The following is a 15,002-nucleotide window of genomic DNA, read 5'->3' as shown; positions in this document are numbered from 1 at the left end:
CAGACACAATCATACACCCAGAAAATGCCTCGGCTTCCAAACCCCCGCTGAGGCCTTCTTCCCGTTGCACTTCGAATGTGAATCCACACCCGGATTATGTCCGGGGTGACGGAACCAGCCGTGCAGCGGCCCTCAGCTTGCCGGGTAACAAGGATTCCCGGCTAACAGCCGGACCGACCAACCCTACCGCTGCGTGCCAACCCAGTCCGACACCTGCTGCGCGACCTGATTGGCCGCTTGGCTCAGCGCCGCGCCCGACTGCGCCGCATCGATCGCGCCGACCGGCACGCGCGCCTCGAAGCGGCGCTTCTCGACGGTCGGCTTGCCCGCCGGCGTGAACGAGGCGTCATAGGTCACCACCGCCTGCCGCTGCACGGCATCGACGCCGAAGGTCCGCAGCTCGCCGCCCAGCGTCGCGCTCGGCGCGTCGAACGACTGCGCCGGCGACAGCACCACCATCTGCGCACGCGCGGTCAGCGTGTCCGACAGCAGCCGCGCGAACAGCCGCGCGGGTGGCTCGGCCCATTGCGCATCCTTGACGTAAGCGAGCGACGTGTCGGTCGCCTGCACCGGCACGCGCGTCCCGGCGATCGACTGCGGCACCGCCGGCACCTCAATCACGATCGCGCGGCCGGTCGCGGAATTCTGCACCGTTCCCGCCGCCGGCTGCGCCTGCGGAGCGATCGTCAGCAGCGAGGGCGGCGGCGTCGCGCCGAAGCGGATGCAGCCAGCCAGCGGCACCAGCGCCGCGACGATCAGGAGCTTGTTCGCCAAAGCACGCACGGTCACTTCCCCTTATAGTCCGGCAGCGCCGGCTGCCCCACCAGCGAGCTGGCGCCACCCTGCTCGACCCGCTCGCTGATCGACTTCAGCGACGAGGCGGTCACGCGCAGGTCGCGCACCAGCTGGTTGACCTGCGGGATCGTCTGCTTGCTGAAGGTCGTCAGCCCCGGTCGCGCATCGCCGATCGCGGAATTGAGCGTGTCCGCGCTCTGCTGCGCCGAAGTGATCGCCTTGTTGAGATTGGCCATCGCCGGCTGGACGTCGTTCGCGAGCACGCCGTTGGTGGTCTGCGCCAGCGCGCCGATCTGCTCGGCGGCATTGCCCGCCTGCTGGATCGCGATCCGTGTCTGCGCCAGCGTCGCGGCGATCTCCGGCCCGCGGTCGGCAAGCGCATCGGTCAGCCGGTTGGTGTTGTCGAGGATGCCGGCGATCGACGCCTGGTTGCGGTCGCTCAGCATGCCCGTCAGCCGCTCGGTCAGCGTCGACAGCCGCTCCAGCAGCTGCGGCGCGGAATTGAGGATCGCGCCGATCCCGCCGGTCTTGGTCGGGATCACCGGCACGCCCAGCGGGCAGACGCTCTTGGCGGCGTCGCCTTCGGGGCAGGTGATCGGCTGCGCGCCCTTGATCGCGCCGTCGAGGCTGACGGTGCTGGTGCCGGTGAAGCTGCCCTGGATCGTCGCGGTCGTGCCGCGCAGGATCGGCGTGTCGTTGTTCACGCTGATCCGCACGCGCACATATTGCGGATCGGGCTTCCACAGCGAAATGCTCTTCACCTGCCCCGACGGCACGCCCGAGAAGGTCACCGACGAGCCCTTCGCCAGCCCGTCGACCGCCTGGCGGAAGAAGATGTCATAGTCGCGCTCTTCTGCGCCGCCGATCCGCGCGATCCACACCGTGAACAGCGCGACCAGCGCCAGCAGGATCAGCACCACCGCGCCGACGAGGACATGGTTCGAACGCGTTTCCATCTCTCAGCCCCTCTCGCCCGACCCGGTGACGCCGGCCGACCTGCCGTGATCCGTCGTATCCGCGCCGCGCGCATAATCGTCCGCCATGCTGCCCTGCGAGCGCTGACCGCTCTGCAGCTGCGTCACCTCGGTCGGGTGCGCGGCGGCATCGCGGGCTGCGCTGCGCTCCTGCGAGGCGACCGCCGCGCGGCCACGCGGCCCGTTGAAATATTCCTGGATCCACGGGTGATCCAGCGCGAGCAGTTCGTCGATCGTTCCCACCGCGATCACCCGCTTGTCGGCCAGCACCGCGACGCGGTCGCAAATCGCGTACAAGGTATCGAGATCGTGGGTGATGAGGAAAACGGTCAGCCCCAGCGTCTTCTGCAACGCCTTGGTCAGATCGTCGAACGCCGCCGCCCCGATCGGGTCGAGTCCCGCGGTCGGTTCGTCGAGGAACAGCAATTCGGGGTCGAGCGCCAGCGCGCGCGCCAGCCCGGCGCGCTTCTTCATCCCGCCCGACAGTTCGGCGGGAAATTTCGGCCCGGCGTCGGCCGGCAGCCCGGTCATCACCACCTTGTACGAGGCAATTTCGTCGAGCAGCGCGAGGTCGAGGTCGGGATAGAATTCGCGCAGCGGCACCTGCACGTTCTCGGCGACGGTCAGCGTCGAGAACAACGCGCCGCCCTGAAACAGCACGCCCCAGCGCTTGCGGATCTCGACCGTATCATGCTCGCTGCGATCGAGCGTCGGCTCCCCGAACACCTCGACCTCACCCTGCGTCGGCGATTGCAGCCCGATGATCGAGCGCATTAGCACCGACTTGCCGGTCCCCGACCCGCCGACCACGCCGAGGATCTCGCCGCGCCGCACCTCGAGATCGAGATTGTCGTGGATGACCTGATCGCCAAATTCGTTGCGCAGCCCGGTCACCTTGATGATCGGCGCGTCGTCCGGACGGCGGGCGTTGTGCTGCGGCATCAAATCCAGCCGATCTGTTCAAAGAACACCGCGAAGAACGCGTCCACGACGATCACCATAAAGATCGCCTGCACCACCGCCGAGGTGGTCTTCAACCCGACCTGCTCAGCGTCGCCCTTCACCTGCATGCCCTGGAAGCAACCCGCGACCGCGATGATCGCGCCGAACACCGGCGCCTTGATGAGCCCGACGAACACATCGGTGATCGGCACCACCTCGCGGATCCGCGCGACGAACGCGATCGGCGGGATGTCGAGCGCGAACCAGCACAACAGGCAGCCGCCGAACACCGACAGGACCGCGGCGTAGAAGCCAAGTAACGGCATCAGCACGATCGCCGCGATCGTGCGCGGCAGCACCAGCGCCTCCATCGGCGACACGCCGATCGTGCGCATCGCGTCGATCTCTTCGGTCAGCTTCATCGTGCCCAATTGCGCCGCAAAGGCCGAGCCGGACCGGCCCGCGACCATGATCGCGGTCATCAGCACGCCCAGCTCGCGCATTGAGATGCGCCCGACCAAGTTGATCGTGAACGCCTCGGCGCCGAACTGCCGCAGCTGCACTGCGCCCTGCTGCGCGATCACCACACCGATCAGGAAGCTCATCAGCCCGATGATGGCGAGCGCGGAGACACCGACCACCTCAAACCGCTGCACTGTGGCGTTGAAGCGGAAGCGGCTGGGATGGCGGATGATTCCGCCGAACGCGATCACCGTCTCGCCCATGAAGCCGAGCAGCCCGAGCGCGGTGCGCGCCGAATTCGCGGTCGATTCGCCGATTTCCGCGAGCACGCGACGGAACGGGGAGCGCGATTGCGGGCGCATCTGCACCGGCTGGTCGGCGGCCTGCACCTGTTCCAGCAGGTTCTGCCCGTTCCCGCTCAGCCCCTCGATCCGTGCGTCATGCTCGCGCGCGAAGCGGTGGATCACCCAGGCGCCGATCGTGTCGATCCGCTCGACCGCGGACAGGTCGACGACCGACACCTGGCCGCCCTGCTTCTCCAACCGGTTCGGCAGATCGCCGAGCCGCGCCAGCGACAGGTCGCCCGTCACGCGCAACACCTGCCCGTCGGCGCCCGCAGCGCCATCACGATCCATGCTGAAGTCGGCAGCCGCACTCATCGGTCGATCCATGCGGCAAACGTCATCCGCTCACAAGCGCCCAGCACGCCAATCGTTCCGCGCACTTACCACTTTTGTGATCGTTCACTCACAATAACACGTCGACACCATGGATCACGACCCCGACCAGTCCGCCGACCAACGTCCCGTTGATGCGGATGAACTGCAGGTCCTTGCCGACTGCATTCTCGAGTCGCTGCGTCACGGTCTGCGCATCCCAGCCGCGCACCGTTTCCGACACCAGCCGCACGATCGCGTCGCCATAATCGGCCGCCGCACCCACTGCGGCGCGGCGGACGAAGCGGTTGATGATCCGCCCGAGCCGCGGATCGTCCTGCAAGGTCGCGCCGAGTTGGTGCAGCGCCTCGCCCAGCTTGCCCGCCATCAACGCGTCGGGGTCGCGCGCGGCGCGCAGCATCGCGGCGCGCGCCTGCTCCCACAGCCCGTTGATCCAGTCCTGCATCGCCGGATTTTCGAGCAGCTCGATCTTCACCGTCTCCACCCGCGTGCGCAGCTCGGGGTCGTGCTGGAGCCGCTCGGCGACGCTCGCCATCGCTTCCTCGACCTTCAGGCGCAGCGGATGCTCGGGGTTGTCGGCCATCTCCGCGACGAGTTTGTCGAGCCCGTCGATGATCTTGTTGGCCAGCGTCTCGTCCAGCCCGGTCCAGCGCAGCACCGTGCCGGCGCGGTCATGAACCATCGCGCGGATCAGATGCTCGTTCGACCCCAGTGCGCCGCGCATCCAGCGCACCAGCGCGTCGATGACCGGGCGGTGCCGCTCCTCCGCCATTGCCGCCGCCAGCGCACGCCCCAGCATCGGCGACAGCTCGGTCTCGCGCACGCGCGTCACCATCATCGCGCGCACCATCCCGCCCAGCCGCTCCTGATCGAGCGCCTGCAACACCTCGGTCGCGAGCCGCGAGATGCCGCGCGTCAGCCGGCTGCCCCCTGCCCCGCGCGGATTGGCGAGCCAGCGACCCGCCGCAGCGGCGACGTCGATCCGCTGCATCCGCCGTGCGACCACCGCCGGGATCAGGAAATATTCGCGCAGGAATTGCGCGAGCTGGTCGCCGATCCGGTCCTTGTTGCGCGGAATGATCGCAGTATGCGGGATCGGCAGCCCGAGCGGATGGCGGAACAGCGCGGTCACCGCAAACCAGTCTGCCAGCCCACCGACCATCGCTGCCTCGGCGAAGGCGCGGACGAAGCCCCACGCCGGATGCCGCGGCTCCAGCGCGCGCGACGCGAAGAACGCCGCCGCCATCGCCACCAGCAACAACGCCGCAAGCCGCCGCATCCGGACGAGGGCGGCAGGCGGAGGGGCGGCACGGACGATCATCCCCGTAACAATCCCTGATCGCCCGCGAAGTTCAAGCTACGCTCGTCCTTGCGAAGGCGGCGAAGCAATCCCGTGTCGGACTAGGACGCCCTGGATTGCTTCGCTCCGCTCGCAATGACGGACCCGCTATGTCGTCGCCCCTGCGCAGGCAGGGGCCCATGTCTGTCGAATGCGCGAATGACCGCCCGACACCCACGACGTTCATGTGTCAGCCGAACCGTACCCCCCTACTCCGCCGGATGCGATCCCTCACCCCGGAACGGAATCCGCCCATGCGGCGCGCCGATCGCATCCACCGGCGAGTGTTCGATCACCGCACCCTCGTCGCCCGGACGATAGGTCAGCAACCGCCGCCCCAGCCACGGCCCGACGCGCCGCTCGACCCCGATCGCCAGCGAGAACGCCGCGGGCACGATCAGCAACGTCAGCACGGTCGAGACGATCAGCCCGCCGATTACCACGATCCCCATCGGTGCGCGCGACGCGCCGTCGCCCGACAGCGACAGCGCGGTCGGCACCATGCCCGCGACCATCGCGACGGTGGTCATCACGATCGGCTGCGCGCGCTTGTGCCCGGCATCGACGATGGCGTCATAGGACGGCACGCCCGCCTGCATCTCTTCCAGCGCGAAGTCGATCAGCAGGATCGAGTTCTTGGCGACGATCCCCAGCAGCATCAGCAGGCCGATGAACACCGGCATCGACAGCGGATTGCCGGTCAGCCGCAGCGCGATCAACCCGCCGAGCGGCGCGAGCGTCAGCGACGCCATGTTGACCAGCGGCGGCAGCAGACGGCGATACAGCAGCACCAGCACCGAGAAGACCAGGAACACCCCCGCCACCACCGCGACGATGAAGTTCTGGAGCATCTCCATCTGCCACTTGGCCTGCCCGACGCTCAGCTCGCCCACGCCGAGCGGGAGGTTCTTCATCGCCGGTAGCTGCTTGACCTTGGGCAGCATCACGCTGATCGTCTGGCCGGGGCTCAGGTCCGCGCCGATCGTCAGCTGGCGTTGCTGGTTGATGCGCTGGATGCGCGTCGGGCCGGAGCCGAAGCCGATCTCCGCGACGACGCTCAGCGGCACCGAGCCGCCGGTCAGCGTCTGCACCGGCAAATTCTGGATCGTCGCCAGCCGCGAGCGCGAACTCTGCTCAAGCGCGACGCGGATCGGGATCTGCCGATCATTGAGCGAGAAGCGCGCGCTGTTCTGGTCGATGTCGCCGATCGTCGCGATCCGGATCGCGTTCGACAGCGCCGCGGTGGTCACCCCCAGGCTGGCGGCGAGATCGAGCCGCGGCTTGATGATGATCTCCGGCCGGTTGAGATCGCCCGCGATGCGCGGCGCGAGCAGCCCCGGCACCGTCCCCATTTCCTTGACCAGCCGGTCGGCGGCCTGCCGCAGCACGACCGGATCGTCGCCGCCCAGCGTGATCGAGACGTCGCGGTTGTTGTCGCCCCAGCCGAACTGCGACTGGAAGTTGACGCGCGCGTCGGCGATCTTCGCCAGCTCCGGCGCCAGCGAACGCTCGAACTCGGTCGAGGTCTGTTTCCGCTTCTCGCGCAATTGCGCGGTGACGCGCCCCGAGCCGACCAGCGTCCGGGTGTAGATGCTCTCTACCTCGGGCTGCTTGCTGAGCACGGCATAGACTTGATCGACCACGCCTTGCGTCGTCTGCAAGGTGCTGCCCGGCGGCATCGTGATCGTCACGGTCGAGCGCGGCATGTCGCGCGCCGGCTGGAAGGTCAGCGGCGAGGTTGCAAACATCGCGATCGTCGCCACGAACGCCAGCACGCCCGCACCGATCATCCACATGCGGTGATCGCGCCAGTAACCGAGCACGCGGTGCACCCCGCCCTTGGCGCGCGCACGCGCCGCGCGGGTGCCGTCGAGCGTCCAGATCAGCAGCCGCTGATAGGTGTTGAGCAACCAGCCCCCGCCATGTTCGACATGCCCGCCGGCCTTGAGGAAATAGGCCGCGACCATCGGGGTGATGAGCCGCGCCACCGCGAGGCTCATCAGCACCGCCGCGACGACGGTCAGCCCGAAATTCTTGAAGAACTGGCCCGCGATCCCCGGCATCAGCCCGACCGGCAGGAACACCGCGACGATCGCCATCGTCGTCGCCAGCACCGCCAGCCCGATCTCGTCGGCGGCGTCGATCGACGCCTGATAGGCGGTCTTGCCCATCCGCATATGGCGGACGATGTTCTCGATTTCCACGATCGCATCATCGACCAGCACACCCGCCACCAGGCTGAGCGCCAGCATCGTCATGTTGTTGAGCGTGAAGCCCATCAGATCCATGAACCAGAACGCCGGGATCGCCGACAGCGGGATCGCCAGCGCCGAGATGATCGTCGCGCGCCAGTCGCGCAGGAACAGGAACACGACGATCACCGCGAGGATCGCGCCCTCGATCATCGCATGGATCGCGGTCTTGAACTGCTCCAGCGGATATTTCGACCCGTCGAGCCGCATCTTGAAGCGGACCTGCGGGTTGCGCTTCTCCAGCGCCTCCAGCTTGGCCTTCGCCTCGCGGAACACGGTGACGTCCGAATAGCCCTTGGCGCGCGTGAAGTCGAACGACAGCGCCTGCCGCCCGTCGACCGACGCGGCCGAACGCTGCTCGGCATACAGATCGCGCACCGTCGCGACATCGGACAGCCGGACGGTACGGCCATTGCCGACGTTGATCTGCAACTGCCCCAGCTCATAGGCGGTATGGGCATTGCCGAGCACGCGCACCGATTGCTCGGCACCCGCGATCTCGGCGCGCCCGCCCGGCGCGTTGAGGTTCACCTGCCGCAATTGCGCGTTGATCTGGCTGGCGGTCAGCCCCTGTGCCGCGAGCCGTGCGGGGTCGAGGATCACGCGGATCTCGCGGCTGACCCCGCCGTTGCGCGTCACCCCGCCCATGCCGGGCACCGACATCAGCTCCTTGGTGACGGTATTGTCGATGTACCAGCTGAGCTGTTCCAACGTCATGTCGGTGCCGACCGCGGTATAGCTGCCGAGATCGTTGTCGTTGATCTTCACCCGCGCGACCTGCGGCTCGAGAATCCCCTCGGGCAGGTTGCCGCGGATCTGCGTGATCGCGTCGCGCGCCTCGTTCACCGCGCGGTCGATCGGGGTGCCGATGTCGAGCTGGACGATCGTCGTCGACACGCCTTCGGACACGAACGACTGGATCTCGTCAATCCCCTCCAGCGAGCGCACCGCCGCCTCGACGCGCTGCGTGACCTGCGTCTCCAGCTCGCTGGGCGCCGCGCCGGGCTGGGTGATGTCGATCGAGACGATCGGGAAGTCGATGTCGGGCTGTTCGTTGATGTCCATCCGCACGAAGCTGACGATCCCGGCGACCGTCAGCATCAGGAACAGGACGATCGACGGCACCGGGTTGCGGATCGACCAGGCGGAGATGTTGCGAAAGCCCATGACGTGCGTCCTCTTACCGCGTCGCGGTCGGCTTGGCGCGTTGCGGACGCACCGTCTGGCCGGGGTTCAGGAACGCGCCGGCCGATTGCACGACCCGCTCGTCGCCGTTGAGGCCGCTGGCGATCGCGACGCGATCGTCGGCGACGGTGCCCAGCGTCACCGCGCGGCGCTCGACCTTGTTCTGCGCGTCGACGATATAGACGTAATTGCCCTTCTCGTCGCTCAGCAAGGCGGATTGCGGCAGTTCCGGCTGGCGTGCGCCGCCCGCGGTGATCGTCGCGCTCGCGAAGCCGCCCGGGCGCAGCGCCGGGTCATAGGACAGCTTGATGCGCGCGATCCCCTGCCGCGTCTGCGGGTCGATCACCGGCGCGACCTGCCAGACGCTGCCGGGGAAGGCGCGCGTGTCGCCGACCGGCACCACCTTCGCGGGCGAGCCGACGCGCACCACCTGCAGATCGCCCTCGGCGAGCTGCGCGCGCATCTCCATCTCGCCGCCCTTGGCCATGCGGAACAGCATCCCCGACCCTGAGCTGACGATCTGCCCCGGCTCGACGCCGCGCGTCAGGATCAGCCCGGCGGCCGGCGCGCGGATGTCGAGCCGTGCGTTGCGCGCACGCTGCTCGGACAGCGTCGCCTGCGCCACCTGCAACCGCGCGCGTGCCGCGTCGCGGGTCGCGATGCGGCGCTGGACGTCGGCCTTGGAGATGAAGCCGCGATCGACGAGGCTCTGCGCGCGCTCCAGCTCGGCCTGCGCCAGCGTCAGGTCGGACTTGGCGACGTTGATCTGCGCCGCCAGCGACTGCGCGGTCTGCGCCTGCACCGAGCGGTCGATCGTCGCCAGCACCTGCCCGGCGCGAACCCACTGGCCGGGCTCGACCAGCACGCGGCTGACCATCCCGCCCTCGCCCGCGACCCCGACCGGCATCTCGCGGGTCGCCGCCAGCGTGCCGGTGGCGCTGATGATCCGCGCGACCGATTCCGCGCCGGGCACGATCACGGTCACCGCCGGCGCCTGGCTGGCGGCGGTAGCGGGCGGCGTCTCCTCACCCTTGGGACGGAGCACGTACCAGGCGACGGCAGCGGCGATCAGCGCCACCAGCCCGCCGATCAGCAGCCAGCGTCGCCGCGCGCGTGGCGAGCGGTCCTCCAGCACCAGCTGTTCGCCCTGCATCTCCCCGCCCTGGTACGTCATGATTCCCCTTTCGCGCGACGGCGTGTATTACACGCCTACGTCACCGTGACAAGCGGCGCGCGGCGGGCGGCTCTTATCCTGATTACAACGACCTGTCCCGTTCATCTTGCATTCCGACGCTTCAGGGCAGAGGCGCTTTCACCTTGATCAAGGGAGTTTTTCTGCATGAACCGAATGTTGCCCCTGCTGGCGATCGCGGCCGCCGGTGTTGTGGCGATGCCGGCGGCGGCGCAGGTCGCGCTGCCGATGGCGACGGTCGTTCCTGACGGCACGTTGCTCGACCTCACCGCCGCCGGCCGCGTGTCGCGCACGCCGGACCTCGCGACGATCACCGCGGGAGTCGTGACGCAGGCGCCAGTCGCCGCTGCCGCACTGTCGGAGAATGCGCAGCGGATGGATGCGGTGGTCAAGGCGTTGAAGGCCGCCGGACTGGCCGCGCGCGACCTGTCGACCAGCAACGTCGCGCTCTCGCCGCAATATCGCTATCAGGACGGCAAGCCGCCGGTCGTCACCGGCTATCAGGCGAGCAATTCGGTCGCGATCCGCTTCCGCGACATCGCCCGCGCCGGCGCGGTGCTCGACGCGCTGGTGCGCGCGGGCGCCAACCAGATCGACGGGCCCAACCTGTCGCTGTCCGATCCGGACGCCGCGCTGGACGAGGCGCGGACGCAGGCGATCGCCAAGGCGCGCGCTCGCGCCGAACTCTATGCCAAGGCAGCGGGCCTGTCGGTGGCGCGCATCGTCGCGATCGACGAGGCCGGGGAGAATGGCGGCGACCGGCCGCGTCCGATGCCGATGATGGCACGCGCTGCCGTCCAATCGGACGCCGCAACGGTGGTGTTGCCCGGCGAAACCGACGTGACTGCCAGCGTCAACGTCCGCTTCCTGCTGAAGTAAGCGCACGACGTCATCCCGGACCTGATCCGGGATGACGCTTCCTTCTGCCCGCGAGAGGAAGCGGGGCGCCCAATCCGGCCCGGGGCGACGAAGGCGAACGCGCACGCGCACGCTCGATCGAAAATCCACAAACAAAAGCGGCCGCCCGGTTTCCTGGGCGGCCGCCTTGTCGTCAGACGTCGGTCGTCGGTGCGATTAACGCACGCGACCGCGACGGGCCAGATTGACGATCGCCAGCAGAACGACCGCACCCAGCAGCGAAACGAGGAACGAGTAGATGGTCAGCGGAGCATTGTTGATCGACCCGCCCGAGAAGATCAGGCCACCGAGGAACGCGCCGACGACGCCGACCACGATGTTGAGGAAGATACCCTGCTGCGCGTCGGTGCGCATGATCATGCTGGCGAGCCAGCCGATGACACCGCCGATGATAAGCCACAGAATGATACCCATGATAATACTCCCCTCAGATGCGCCCGGAGTGGCTGCTCTGGCGGGAATTACTCACGAGCCCGGCACATTGTTCCGGTCGCGTAATCCAAAATGCGGCAAGGTTTTAGCGCACGGTCCCGCGAAGCTGTATCGACACGGGACGCCGGCCGGCGATGGTCAGAACTTCTGCTGGCGCTCGTAGAGTGTCTTGTAATGCTGGATGCGGGTGACGCGCAGTCCCGGCATCCCCGAACGGTCGATCGCGCGCTGCCACCCGGCGAATTCCTCCACCGTCAGCCCATAGCGCGAGCAGACGTCGTCGACGCTCAGCAACCCGCCGTTAACCGCGGCGACCACCTCGGCCTTGCGGCGAACCACCCAGCGCGTGGTGTCCGAGGGCGGCAGCGAGTCAAGCGTCAGCGGTTCTCCAAGCGGACCGATGACCTTGGCAGGGCGACAATTTTCTTGTTGTTCGATCATTCCAAACCTCGGTTCGGGGCCGCGACCCCATTCCATGTCGTGACTGTCACGTAACGGCGATGGATTGAACGGCTCCTAAAGCGGTTCGGTAAACGACCGGTTCACGGCTGTTTCCAGTTGCTCAGCGCCGCGGCGGCCTCGGCGTTGAACGCACCGCCGGGCGCGCGCGCGGGCTCGCCGAGCGCGCGGGCCACCTGTGCGGTGCGCGACGCGAACTGACGCGCGCGCAGGCTGCACAGCAATGGTGTTTCAGGAGGAGGCGTTTCGGCTGTCATATCCCTAATGTAGAGGAAACGGTCTGAAGGCCGGGTAAAACCCCCGGCAACGCTTCCTTCATTTCGGTTTACGCCGCCCGGGTCACGGCTGTATGACACACGGATCATGGACAGCGGTGAATTCCAGCTCGCGCCCGGTGCGCGGCGCATCGTCGTGGCGATGTCGGGCGGGGTCGACAGCTCGGTCGTCGCCGCGCTCGCCGCGCGCCAGCCCGGCGCCGAGGTGATCGGCGTCACGCTCCAGCTCTACGATCACGGCGAGGCGACCAAGCGCGCCGGGGCGTGCTGCGCCGGCCGCGACATCCGCGACGCGCGCGCGGTCTGCGACAAGCTCGGCATCGCGCATTACGTGTTCGATCACGAAAGCAGCTTCCGCGCGAACGTCGTCGACGCCTTCGCCGACGAATATCTCGCCGGGCGCACCCCGATCCCCTGCGTCCAGTGCAACATGGGGCCGAAGTTCACCGACCTGCTGGCGCTGGCGCGCGATCTCGGCGCGGACTGCCTCGCCACCGGCCATTACGTCCGCCGCGTCGAAGGTCCGGCAGGCGCGGAGCTGCACCGCGCCGCCGATCCGGCGCGCGACCAGAGCTATTTCCTGTTCGCCACCACGCAGGAACAGCTCGACTTCCTGCGCTTTCCGCTCGGCGCGCTCCCCAAGCCGCGCGTCCGCGAACTCGCCGCCGAACTCGCGTTGCTGGTCGCCGACAAGCCCGACAGCCAGGACATCTGCTTCGTCCCCGACGGCGATTACGCCTCGCTGGTCAAGAAGCTGCGCCCCGAGGCGGCGACCGGCGGCGACATCGTCGACCTCGCCGGCCGCAAGCTCGGCGAGCATCGCGGGCTGGTCCATTATACGGTCGGGCAGCGGCGCGGGCTGGAGATCGGCGGCACGCCCGAGCCGCTCTACGTCGTCCGGCTGGAGGCGGAGGCGCGCCGCGTCGTGGTCGGCCCCCGCGCGGCGCTGGCGGTCGCGGCAGCGCGACTCGAGCGGCTCAACGTGCTCGGCCCGCTCGATGGCCCGCTGACCGCGAAGGTGCGCTCGATGGCGAAACCGGTGCCGGCGCGCATGACGGGCGACCGGCTGGTGTTCGACGCGCCCGAATATGGCGTCGCGCCAGGACAGGCCGCGGTGCTCTACGCCGGCGATCGCGTGCTGGGCGGCGGCTGGATCGCCGCGACCGAGCCGGCGCTGGCGCCCGGCGTGGAGGCACTCCCCGCGATGTCCGCGTCCCACTGACCGCTCATCAGATGATGATGACGTAAGATCGAATGAACCGGCCGTCATTGCGAGCGCAGCGAAGCAATCCAGGGTTGTCGCCCGGACGCTCTGGATTGCTTCGCTACGCTCGCAACGACGGATCAAGTCAACGTCATCACGCTCCGAAAGCTCTACTCGTCCCCCGGATCATGTCCGGAATGACGAAGACAGACAAAAGGTCCGGCGCCGCTGGGGGGCACCGGACCAGTTTCGTCTAGGGAGCAACTCCAGACGGTAAAGGTGGCGGGCGACGCGGACGGGCCGCCCGCGAATTCGTCAGAGCGCGTTGGTGGTCGTGGCGCCCGCGACGTTGCCGTCGGTGGCGTTCAGCGGCAGCGCGCCCACGTCCGACAGATTTTCGTCGGCCGGCAGCGTCTCGTTCAGCGCCACGTCGTTGCCGATCTCGGCATTGAGCGCCGTGTCATTGGCGGTGTCGGTCTTCGATCCGCACGCCGCCAGCGAGAGCGCCAGCGCCACCGCGGACATGCCCGCAACGATCTTCTTCATCAACGCACATCCCCTTCATGCTCGGCGGCAGAGCGCCACCGTCTCTGCCAAACTACACCGTTTCAGTAGGAGATCAACCCTGATCCGTCACCGCTGCCATCCCGGCCGCAACGCAATGCGCAGAACGCGGTCGTTGTTGGTGACGTACAGCGCCGCGCCGCCCTCCCCGAACGCGGCATTCGCGGCGGGGGTCGACGTCTCGATCAGCCCGATCGGCTCGCCCTCGGGCGTGAGGAACATGATCCCGCCGGGCATCGAGCAGACCAAGGTCCCGTCCCGCGCCACCTTCATCCCGTCGGGCAGACCGGGCTTGCCCTGCTCGTGCCACGCCTTGGCAGACACCAGCACCCGCGATGCGCGCGGCATCCCGTCGCGACCGAGATCATAGGCGATCACGCGCGGGTCGGCGGCATCGGACACCGCCACGTACAGGCGCCGCTCGTCGGGCGACAGGGCGATGCCGTTGGGGCGGGTCAGCGACCCGTCGACCAGCACCGCCTCGCCGCCCGCGCGCCAGCGGTAGACGCCATTGACGCCCAGCTCCTTGGCCGGCGACCGGTCGTCGCCCGCCAGCCCGTACGGCGGGTCGGTGAACCAGATCGCGCCATCGCGCGCGACGTGCACGTCGTTGGGGCTGTTGAACCGCTTCCCCTCATAGCGCCCCACCAGCATGGTGCGCCGGCGCGTCTTCAGATCGACCCGGTCGATCGAGCGCCCGCCGCTGTTTGCGATCAGCAGCCCGCCGCCACGATCGAGCGCCATGCCGTTCGCCCCCGGCTCGCGCAGGACCGTGCGGTCGGGATCGGGCGCGCCCGACGGCGACAGGAAGGTCGTCACCCCGCCGCCGCGCGACCACCGCCGGACGATATTGGCGGGCGGATCGGAGAACAGCAGATAGCCGCCGTCCTGCGGCACCCACAACGGTCCCTCCGCCCACTGGATGCCGGTGGCGATCACCTCGACCTGCGTGCCGGGCGCGACGATCCGGTCGAACGCGGGCGTGAGCCGTCGCAGTTCGACCGGCGGCGACGCGTCCGCGAACCCGGTCAGCGCCGCGCCCGTCAGCCCGGCCAGCACCGCGCGCCGCCCCGGCCGAAGCGTCTCGGTGGCCATCATCCTGCATCCCCTCGCTATTTCAGCACAGCCGCACGCTGGCACGGATCGCGGCGCGCGCCAAACGGGTTCAGCCGCCATGGCGCACAAGAAACCGCATCTGCCCGAGAAGATCTGCGCGAGCTGCCACCGCCCGTTCGCGTGGCGCAAGAAGTGGGCGCGCGACTGGGATGCGGTCAAATATTGTTCGGATCGCTGCCGCGGCGTCGGTGAGCGTGCCGGGCCCGCTTCTTAGCC

At 68.4% G+C, this 15,002-nt stretch carries 15 protein-coding genes and 1 pseudogene; 4 read left to right on the top strand and 12 right to left on the bottom strand.

All coding sequences use genetic code 11. The features are described from left to right. Nucleotides 1–109 (top strand): annotated as a pseudogene (locus FHS97_RS17815) (IS30 family transposase); the annotation flags it as partial. Nucleotides 110–183: 74 nt separating this feature from the next. Here FHS97_RS17815 and FHS97_RS15665 read toward each other — a convergent pair. The 7 genes from FHS97_RS15665 to FHS97_RS15635 form a co-directional block, all read right to left on the bottom strand. Further along, the gene (locus FHS97_RS15665; protein ID WP_184040137.1) at nucleotides 184–774 is read right to left on the bottom strand and encodes an ABC-type transport auxiliary lipoprotein family protein; all 591 of its coding nucleotides are present in this window, start codon (nucleotides 772–774) and stop codon (nucleotides 184–186) included. Between the two features lie 11 nt (nucleotides 775–785). Beyond that, complete coding sequence (locus tag FHS97_RS15660; protein ID WP_184040135.1) at nucleotides 786–1,751, bottom strand: MlaD family protein; 966 nt, start codon at nucleotides 1,749–1,751, stop codon at nucleotides 786–788. Nucleotides 1,752–1,754: 3 nt separating this feature from the next. Further along, a complete protein-coding gene (locus FHS97_RS15655) occupies nucleotides 1,755–2,711 on the bottom strand; it encodes an ABC transporter ATP-binding protein (protein ID WP_184040132.1) in 957 nt (318 codons plus the stop codon). Beyond that, a complete protein-coding gene (locus FHS97_RS15650; RefSeq protein ID WP_184040129.1) occupies nucleotides 2,711–3,832 on the bottom strand; it encodes an ABC transporter permease in 1,122 nt (373 codons plus the stop codon). The genes FHS97_RS15655 and FHS97_RS15650 overlap by 1 nt, the downstream gene beginning before the upstream one ends. An 88-nt stretch (nucleotides 3,833–3,920) precedes the next feature. Further along, nucleotides 3,921–5,171 carry a DUF445 domain-containing protein gene (locus tag FHS97_RS15645; RefSeq protein WP_246346709.1) on the bottom strand — a complete coding sequence of 417 codons (1,251 nt, stop codon included), beginning with the start codon at nucleotides 5,169–5,171 and terminating at the stop codon, nucleotides 3,921–3,923. A 227-nt stretch (nucleotides 5,172–5,398) separates the two neighbouring features. Beyond that, the gene (locus tag FHS97_RS15640; protein WP_184040126.1) at nucleotides 5,399–8,608 is read right to left on the bottom strand and encodes an efflux RND transporter permease subunit; all 3,210 of its coding nucleotides are present in this window, start codon (nucleotides 8,606–8,608) and stop codon (nucleotides 5,399–5,401) included. A 13-nt stretch (nucleotides 8,609–8,621) separates the two neighbouring features. Beyond that, on the bottom strand, nucleotides 8,622–9,800 hold the full coding sequence (locus tag FHS97_RS15635) for an efflux RND transporter periplasmic adaptor subunit (protein WP_184040123.1): 1,179 nt from the start codon (nucleotides 9,798–9,800) through the stop codon (nucleotides 8,622–8,624). A 165-nt stretch (nucleotides 9,801–9,965) separates the two neighbouring features. On the opposite strand from FHS97_RS15635, the gene FHS97_RS15630 reads away from it, so the two are divergent. Then, nucleotides 9,966–10,697, top strand: coding sequence for an SIMPL domain-containing protein (locus tag FHS97_RS15630; protein WP_184040120.1), 732 nt, complete (start codon nucleotides 9,966–9,968; stop codon nucleotides 10,695–10,697). Nucleotides 10,698–10,892: 195 nt separating this feature from the next. Here FHS97_RS15630 and FHS97_RS15625 read toward each other — a convergent pair whose 3' ends face one another. The 3 genes from FHS97_RS15625 to FHS97_RS15615 all read right to left on the bottom strand — a co-directional run bounded on the left by FHS97_RS15625 (nucleotide 10,893) and on the right by FHS97_RS15615 (nucleotide 11,884). Then, nucleotides 10,893–11,150, bottom strand: coding sequence for a GlsB/YeaQ/YmgE family stress response membrane protein (locus FHS97_RS15625; RefSeq protein WP_028966854.1), 258 nt, complete (start codon nucleotides 11,148–11,150; stop codon nucleotides 10,893–10,895). Nucleotides 11,151–11,306: 156 nt separating this feature from the next. Beyond that, entirely contained in the window at nucleotides 11,307–11,609 is a 303-nt protein-coding gene (sciP, locus tag FHS97_RS15620; RefSeq protein ID WP_184040117.1) for a CtrA inhibitor SciP, read from the bottom strand. 101 nt (nucleotides 11,610–11,710) lie between these two features. Then, nucleotides 11,711–11,884, bottom strand: coding sequence for a hypothetical protein (locus FHS97_RS15615; RefSeq protein WP_184040114.1), 174 nt, complete (start codon nucleotides 11,882–11,884; stop codon nucleotides 11,711–11,713). Nucleotides 11,885–11,990: 106 nt separating this feature from the next. Here FHS97_RS15615 and mnmA point away from each other — a divergent pair, with 106 nt between their 5' ends. After that, complete coding sequence (gene mnmA / locus FHS97_RS15610) at nucleotides 11,991–13,124, top strand: tRNA 2-thiouridine(34) synthase MnmA (RefSeq protein WP_184040111.1); 1,134 nt, start codon at nucleotides 11,991–11,993, stop codon at nucleotides 13,122–13,124. 297 nt (nucleotides 13,125–13,421) lie between these two features. Here mnmA and FHS97_RS15605 read toward each other — a convergent pair whose 3' ends face one another. Both FHS97_RS15605 and FHS97_RS15600 read right to left on the bottom strand, forming a co-directional pair. Next, nucleotides 13,422–13,652, bottom strand: a complete 231-nt coding sequence (locus tag FHS97_RS15605; protein WP_184040108.1) for a hypothetical protein — start codon at nucleotides 13,650–13,652, stop codon at nucleotides 13,422–13,424. A gap of 87 nt (nucleotides 13,653–13,739) precedes the next feature. Then, on the bottom strand, nucleotides 13,740–14,765 hold the full coding sequence (locus tag FHS97_RS15600) for an SMP-30/gluconolactonase/LRE family protein (RefSeq protein ID WP_343053471.1): 1,026 nt from the start codon (nucleotides 14,763–14,765) through the stop codon (nucleotides 13,740–13,742). Here FHS97_RS15600 and FHS97_RS17810 point away from each other — a divergent pair. Beyond that, nucleotides 14,758–15,000, top strand: a complete 243-nt coding sequence (locus FHS97_RS17810) for a DUF2256 domain-containing protein (protein ID WP_425506317.1) — start codon at nucleotides 14,758–14,760, stop codon at nucleotides 14,998–15,000. The genes FHS97_RS15600 and FHS97_RS17810 overlap by 8 nt on opposite strands. Nucleotides 15,001–15,002 lie beyond the last annotated feature (2 nt).

The organism is Sphingomonas endophytica (assembly GCF_014199415.1).
GTDB classification, from domain to species: domain Bacteria; phylum Pseudomonadota; class Alphaproteobacteria; order Sphingomonadales; family Sphingomonadaceae; genus Sphingomonas; species Sphingomonas endophytica.
This window is presented reverse-complemented; position numbering and strand designations above follow the sequence as displayed.